General features: G+C 70.4%; 8 protein-coding genes. 7 read left to right on the top strand and 1 reads right to left on the bottom strand.

All coding sequences use genetic code 11. The features are described from left to right. The 7 genes from D471_RS0123625 to D471_RS0123595 all read left to right on the top strand — a co-directional run. A partial coding sequence (locus D471_RS0123625; RefSeq protein ID WP_026128011.1) for an aldehyde dehydrogenase family protein occupies positions 1-399 on the top strand: 399 nt, incomplete at its 5' end. Positions 400-549: 150 nt separating this feature from the next. Continuing rightward, positions 550-693 (top strand): hypothetical protein, encoded by a 144-nt coding sequence (locus D471_RS40970; RefSeq protein ID WP_017600907.1) that lies wholly within the window; start codon positions 550-552, stop codon positions 691-693. A gap of 95 nt (positions 694-788) precedes the next feature. Continuing rightward, entirely contained in the window at positions 789-1256 is a 468-nt protein-coding gene (locus tag D471_RS0123615) for a ribose-5-phosphate isomerase (RefSeq protein ID WP_026128010.1), read from the top strand. A gap of 450 nt (positions 1257-1706) precedes the next feature. After that, positions 1707-2810 (top strand): PP2C family protein-serine/threonine phosphatase, encoded by a 1104-nt coding sequence (locus D471_RS0123610; RefSeq protein WP_017600905.1) that lies wholly within the window; start codon positions 1707-1709, stop codon positions 2808-2810. 258 nt (positions 2811-3068) lie between these two features. Continuing rightward, a complete protein-coding gene (mgtE, locus tag D471_RS0123605) occupies positions 3069-4412 on the top strand; it encodes a magnesium transporter (RefSeq protein ID WP_017600904.1) in 1344 nt (447 codons plus the stop codon). 103 nt (positions 4413-4515) lie between these two features. After that, positions 4516-4716, top strand: coding sequence for an Rv0909 family putative TA system antitoxin (locus D471_RS0123600; RefSeq protein ID WP_017600903.1), 201 nt, complete (start codon positions 4516-4518; stop codon positions 4714-4716). 177 nt (positions 4717-4893) lie between these two features. Beyond that, positions 4894-5472 carry a hypothetical protein gene (locus tag D471_RS0123595; protein WP_040690877.1) on the top strand — a complete coding sequence of 193 codons (579 nt, stop codon included), beginning with the start codon at positions 4894-4896 and terminating at the stop codon, positions 5470-5472. Positions 5473-5505: 33 nt separating this feature from the next. Here D471_RS0123595 and D471_RS0123590 read toward each other — a convergent pair. Then, positions 5506-6577 (bottom strand): ABC transporter ATP-binding protein (locus D471_RS0123590; protein WP_017600901.1); only part of this gene is annotated, 1072 nt, incomplete at its 5' end.

Genomic DNA, 6577 nt, shown 5'->3' with positions numbered 1-6577 from the left:
GGCCCCCGCCTGGTCACCGGCGGCGCCGACCCGGTCGAGGGGCGTGGGCGCGGCTACTACGTCAGTCCGACCGTCTTCGCCGATGTGCGAGGTGACATGCGCATCGCCCAGGAGGAGATCTTCGGTCCGGTGCTCGCCCTCATCCCCTACGACACGGAGGAGGAGGCGGTCGCCATCGCCAACGACACGGTGTACGGGCTCAACGCGGCCGTCTGGTCGGGCGATCCCGACCGGGCCCTGGCCGTCGCCCGGCGGCTGCGCGCCGGACAGGTCGAGGTCAACGGCGGTGCGCTCAACCCGCGCGCGCCCTTTGGCGGTTACAAGCGTTCCGGCAACGGACGCGAGTGGGGCCTGGCCGGTCTCGACGAGTTCTGCGAGATCAAGTCGGTCCAGCTCTGACCGTGGTTCCGGCTCTCACCTGGGCGGATATGCCCAGGTTCACACGACCGGATCCGGTGCGCGAGGAATCGGCCCCGGTGATCGGCGCGTTGTGGGGTGTGGAAAGATGCGGACCGGACATCCCCTGGTCGAATCCAATCGAGGTGTGAGTTGAGCAACAAGCCCGCGGTCTCCAAGGCAGGACCCCTCGCCAAGGACGTCAAGTCCATGGTGGTGTACAACCTGATCGCCCTGGTCTCCATGGCGCTTTTCGCCGCCCTCGGCCTGAGCGTCGCGGCCGCCGCCACCTCCTGAGGGGACCCTCCGGAACACTCCGCGCCCCGCCCCGTCCACGCCGGAGGGGGCGGGGCGCGGTGCTCGCCGCCCGCGTGACCTGCCAGACTGTGCACGTGCGTGTTTACCTTGGATCAGATCATGCGGGCTTCGAGCTCAAAGAACACCTCGTCTCCTGGCTGAAGGAGCGCGGGCACGAGGTCGTCGACGCCGGGCCGGCGTTCTACGACGCCGTGGACGACTACCCGCCCTTCGTCCTGCGCGCCGCCGAGGGCGTCGCCTCCGACCCGGGTTCGCTCGGCGTCGTCATCGGGGGATCGGGCAACGGCGAGCAGATCGCCGCCAACAAGGTCAAGGGCGTTCGCGCCGCCCTGGCCTGGAGTGAGGACACCGCCCGCCTGGCGCGCGAGCACAACGACGCGAACGTGCTCGGCGTCGGCGGCCGGATGCACTCCCTGGAGGAGGCCACCCGCTTCGTGGAGGTGTTCCTCTCCACGCCCTACAGCGACGAGGAACGGCACACCCGTCGCATCGGGATGCTCTCCGCCTACGAGGACTCCGGCGAACTCCCGCCCCTTCCGTAAGTACCCGGTCCGGTCCGCCCCCGCGCCGCCCCGGCGCGGGGGCGCGTCCGTGCCCGGGCTCGCGTGCCTCACCTCGGACAAGGCCCGGTCGGACGGTCCTGTCCGAGAGAGGATGATCGTCCCGGAAAACCCACCAGCTTCCTGGAGGAACAGCGGCCGAAACCCTACTCTCGGTTATCGGTTCAACCTAAACCTGTGGTTATGGGAGAGAACACCGCTGGTTGCACGTGCCACGTTCGCGCCCCCGCGCTACAGTTCGTGCACAGTGGCCGGCCTCGCATCGTCCGCGGCGCGGCGACGACGGCGCCGCCCCCCGGCCACGGAGATCAGGGCGTGCCCCGCACCCGACCACCGCCCGGCCCCGTACCGAGAGCCTCCGCCTCCGTCGGGCCGTACCGACCGAGAACCGAACCGCCCGCGTGCCCGCGGGAGTGCCGATCCAGGGGACACATGAAGCCCACACCGACCGCCAAGACCACCCGGCTGCTGCGTACGACCACGCAGCGGCTCGTAGCGGTGCTCCGGCGCAAGGTGCTCTTCCGGTACCGGCTCGTGCTCATCACCCTGGTCACCCTCGCGGTCGGGATCGGGGTGGGCGCCGTATGGGGTCCCACCGGTTGGTTCCCGCCCAGCTCGACGATCCTCACCGTCCTCGCGGGCGGTCTCCTGCTCAAGCGCAAGAGTCTCGCCTTCCTGTTCACCGTCGTCGCGGCCGTGCTCCTGTTCGTCGCGTTCATGCTCGACTTCGGCCAGGTGGGCCCCGGTCTGCTGGTCACCATCGGCGTCACCGCGGTCCTGTCCTACCTGCTGTCCGGGGTACGCGAGCGCCTCGGGGTGCAGGGACTCAGCGGTGAGATGATGCTGCTGGACCTGCGCGACCGGCTGCGGCACCAGGGCCGGCTGCCCGAGGTGCCCGCGGGCTGGGGCCGCACCGCGGTCCTGCGCCAGGCGGGCGGGTCGTCCTTCGGCGGCGACTTCGTCGTCTCCAACCGCCGGGAGAACCGGCTCGACGTGGCGGTCGTCGACGTCTCCGGCAAGGGCGTGGACGCCGGGACCCGGGCGCTGATGCTCTCCGGCGCGTTCAGCGGCCTCATCGGCGCCGTGCCCACCCGGGACTTCCTCGCCCACTGCAACGACTACCTCATCCGCGACGGCGCGGGTGAGGGATTCGTCACGGCCGTCCACCTGAGCGTGGACCTGGACACGGGCGAGTTCCAGATCGCCTCCGCCGGCCACCCGCCCGCCCTGCACTACGACAGCGGCTGCGGCCTGTGGAGCACCACCGAGGCCAAGGGCGTCGTCCTCGGGGTCATCCCGGAGATGACCTACACCTCCGTCGAGGGCAAGCTCAGGCCTGGTGACGCCATCATGCTCTGCACCGACGGCCTCATCGAGACCCCCGGCGAGGACCTCGACGCGGGGATCGACCGCCTCCTCGGCGCGGCCGAGTCAGTCGTCGCGAAGGGCTTCGCGACCGGCGCCGGTGAGGTCGTCGACGTCCTCAGCAAGGACAAGAACGACGACTGCGCACTGGTCGTCCTCTGGCGCGACTGACACCCCCGCCGAGGTCCTCGCGTGCGGCCCCGTGCCGCCCCGGGCGATAGGGTCGACCCGACTTCCGATCCCGGCGCGGCCGACGACCCTCCCAGGGCCGCCGTGCCCACCCTCTCCGCCCCCTCGGCTCCGCCGTGCGAACGCGCGGCCGACCGTCCCCGTGCGCGGGGAGGCGGTGCCCCGCCGGAGGAGACGAGACGACACAGGCTGCCCGCGGGCGTGCCCGCGCGGCGTTGGACACGCAGGGGGGTGCTTCGCATGGCAGACGGCGAGCGCGCTGACGAGCTCAACGAACTGGTCGAGAACAACGACCTGACCGGCATCAGGCTCTGGTTGGCCGAACACAGGCCCTACGAGATCGCCGACGAACTCACCCGCATGGCCGACCACGACGCGATCATCCCCTTCCGGCTCCTGGACAAGGACCGTGAGCTGGAGGTCTTCGAGGAGCTCGACCCCGGTCAGCAGCAGATCGTCCTCAGCGGACTCCGGGACACCGCCTTCCACGAACTCCTGGAGGAGATGGACCCGGACGACCGGGCCCGCCTCATCGGAGAGGCACCCGCCAAGGTCGCCACCCGCGCCCTGGCCGGGCTGAGCCCCGCCGAACGGAAGATGACCGCGGCGCTCTTGGGCTACCCGGAGGACTCCGTCGGCCGGTACATGACCCCGGAGACGGTCATCCTCCACCGGGACCTGACCGTGGGCCGCGCGCTGGAGGTCGTACGGGCCAAGGGCGCCGACGCCGAGACCATCTACACCCTCCCCGTCGTCAGCGACGGCCGCCGCCTCATGGGCACGGTCAGTCTCAGCGACCTGGTCATCAGCGACGACGAGACGGTGCTCAAGGACCTCGTCGACGTGCTCGCGCCGCGTGTGCGCGCCACCGAGCCGGTCGAGGACGCCGCCCGCCTCATCCAGGAGGCCAACCTGGTCTCCCTGCCCGTGGTGGACTCCGAGGAGCGCTTCGTCGGCCTGTTCACGTTCGACGACGCACTGGAGGTCATCGAGGCGGCCGACTCCGAGGACATGGCACGCCAGTCCGGTGCCAGTCCGGTCGCCGAGCACTACGTCTCGGTCGGGGTGGTGCGCCTGGTCGCGGCGCGGGTGGTGTGGCTGATGCTGCTCATCGTGGCGGCCACCCTGACCGTCAACGTCATGCAGGTCTTCGAGGACACTCTGGAGGCGGTCACCGCCCTGGCGATGTTCGTGCCCATGCTCATCGGGACCGGCGGTAACGTCGGCGCCCAGTCGGCCACCGCGATCGTGCGGGCCCTGGCCGTCGGCGAGGTGCGCGTACGCGATCTCCCGGCGGTGATCTGGAAGGAGGGCCGGGTCGGTCTCCTCCTCGGTGTCGTCCTGGCCGTGCTCGCGCTGGGGATCGGATCCCTCCTGGTGGGCTTCGACGTCGCCCTGGTGGTCTCCTGCTCGGTGATCGCGGTGTGCACGTGGGCGGCGATCATCGGATCGTCCATGCCCCTGCTGGCGCGCAAGGTCGGGGTGGACCCGGCGGTCGTCTCCTCGCCGATGGTCGCGACGCTGGTCGACGCCACCGGACTGATCATCTACTTCTCCATCGCCCGTGTGGTCCTGGGCATCTGAGGCGTGTGTCCGGTACGTACCGTGCCGGTGTCACTGCTCTCCGCATGAACGGCGGGTGAAGCGGGTATCGCGGTAGGAGCAGGACGGATCTAGGGGGGATTCCATGTCCGGTACCGGAGATGCGTTCGACCGGCTGAAGAAGGCCGTCGACGACAACGCCGACAAGGCGCAGAAGGTCGTCGACAAGGCCGCCGAGGCCGCGAAGAAGGCCACGGGCGGCGCCCACGACGAGAAGATCGACAAGGGCGCCGGAGCCGCGACGGAGTACCTGCGCAAGCGTGCTGAGGAGGACAGGGACAAGTAGGCAGGCGTGTCGCCCACCCGGGGGCGGGCACGGCGGGTCCACGGACGCGCTGGCCCGCCCCTCGGCGCTCCCACGCTCGGACTGCCCGAATGAGACCCTGTATCCGCTGGTCAGACCTATTTCGTCACGAGGTTACGCTGGTGAGGTAAGGCGAACCTAATGTGAGGCGGTGCAGGTGTGGGCGAACTCGGCGGGCGACCCTGCCAGCTCACGGTCTGCCGCGGCTGCTGCTGCGGTAGGAAGAAGAAGGTGCCGGGCGTCGACCACAAGGCGCAGCTGGCCCGGCTCAGCGCCATCGACGACCGGTCGGGGCGGACCGTCCCCGTACGCACCAGCAAGTGCCTGGGGATCTGCTTCCAGGGCAACGTCGTGGTCGTCCAGCCCTCGCAGGAGGGCCGTGCCGCAGGTGGCCGCCCGGTGTGGCTCGGCGAGATCACCGACGACGCGCTCGTCGAGGCGATCGACGACTGGATCTTCCGGGGAGGTCCGGGGCTGGCTCCGCTGCCCGACGTGCTCGTCGACCGCGTGACCTCCAAGGACGCCAAGAAGCCGAAGAAGCGCAAGAGGTCCAAGAACGCCAAGAACGCCAAGAAGGAGCGCAAGAAGGCCGAGCGCAAGGCGGGGAAGAAGGCCGCCAAGGCCGCGGGGAAGACCCGCGAGGCGTCCAAGGACAAGAAGGGCAAGAAGAGCGAGAAGAAGCGGGACGGCGGGAAGAAGGGGAAGAAGGACAAGAAGGGCGGGAAGAAGAACCGCTAGTCCCCTCCCGGCCCCTCCGCCCCTCGGCTCCCGCTATCCCCGCTGCGGGGCGAACTGCGTACGGTACAGCGCCGTGTACAGGCCGCCCAGCCCCAGCAGCTCCTCGTGCGTCCCCCGTTCCAGGATCCGGCCGTCCTCCATCACCAGGATCTGGTCGGCTTCCCGCACGGTCGCCAACCGGTGCGCGATCACGAGCGACGTGCGCCCCGCCAACGCGGCCGACAGCGCCTCCTGCACGGCCACCTCCGACTCCGAGTCCAGGTGCGCCGTCGCCTCGTCCAGCACGACCACCGACGGCTCCTTGAGCAGCAGCCGCGCGATCGCCAGCCGCTGCTTCTCGCCGCCGGACAGCCGGTAGCCGCGGTCGCCCACCATCGTGTCCAGGCCGCCCGGCAACTGTGCCAGCAGCGGCCCCAACCGCGCCTTGCGCAGCGCCTCCTCCAGTTCGGCGTCGGTGGCCTCCGGGCGGGCGTAGCGCAGGTTGGCGCCGACCGTGTCATGGAACAGCTGCGCGTCCTGGGTGACCACGCCCACGGCCTCGCGGAGTGAGTCCCCGGTCGCCTCACGCAGGTCGAGTCCGCCGACGAGGACCCGGCCCCCGGTCGGGTCGTACAGCCGTGACACCAGGTGGGTCAGCGTGGTCTTGCCCGCACCGGACGGGCCGACCAGCGCCACCATCGTGCCGGGCTCGGCGCGGAAGGAGACGTCGCTGAGCACCTGGGTGTCACCGTCGGCCAGCGCCTGCGGGGTCGCCTCCAGGGACGCGACCGAGGGCTCCCCGGAACCCGCGTAGCGGAACGACACGTGCTCGAACTCCACGGGAAGCGCGCCGTCCGGCAGCGGTCGGGCGTTCGGGCTCTCCTCGATGCCGGGCTCCAGGTCGAGGACCTCGAAGACCCGGTCGAAGGAGACCAGCGCCGTCATGATCTCCACGTGCACGTTGGACAGCGTCGTCACCGGTCCGTACAGGCGGGCGAGGAGGGTGGTCAGCGCGACCAGGGTGCCGACCTCGAACGCGCCGCCGATCGCCAGCACACCGCCGACTCCGTAGACCATCGCCATGGCCAGTGCCGTGATCAGCCCGAGCAGGCTGAACAGGAGCGAG

Origin of the sequence: Nocardiopsis lucentensis DSM 44048 (assembly GCF_000341125.1) — a bacterium.
Classification (GTDB): domain Bacteria; phylum Actinomycetota; class Actinomycetes; order Streptosporangiales; family Streptosporangiaceae; genus Nocardiopsis; species Nocardiopsis lucentensis.
The sequence above is the reverse complement of the archived record's forward strand: the minus strand, read 5'-3'. Positions and strand labels throughout refer to the sequence as shown.

Coding starts and splice junctions, on each gene's coding strand:
- D471_RS0123610 (WP_017600905.1), top strand. CDS start 1,707: ATGAAGCCCACACCGACCGCCAAGACCACCCGGCTGCTGCGTACGACC.
- mgtE (WP_017600904.1), top strand. CDS start 3,069: ATGGCAGACGGCGAGCGCGCTGACGAGCTCAACGAACTGGTCGAGAAC.
- D471_RS0123600 (WP_017600903.1), top strand. CDS start 4,516: ATGTCCGGTACCGGAGATGCGTTCGACCGGCTGAAGAAGGCCGTCGAC.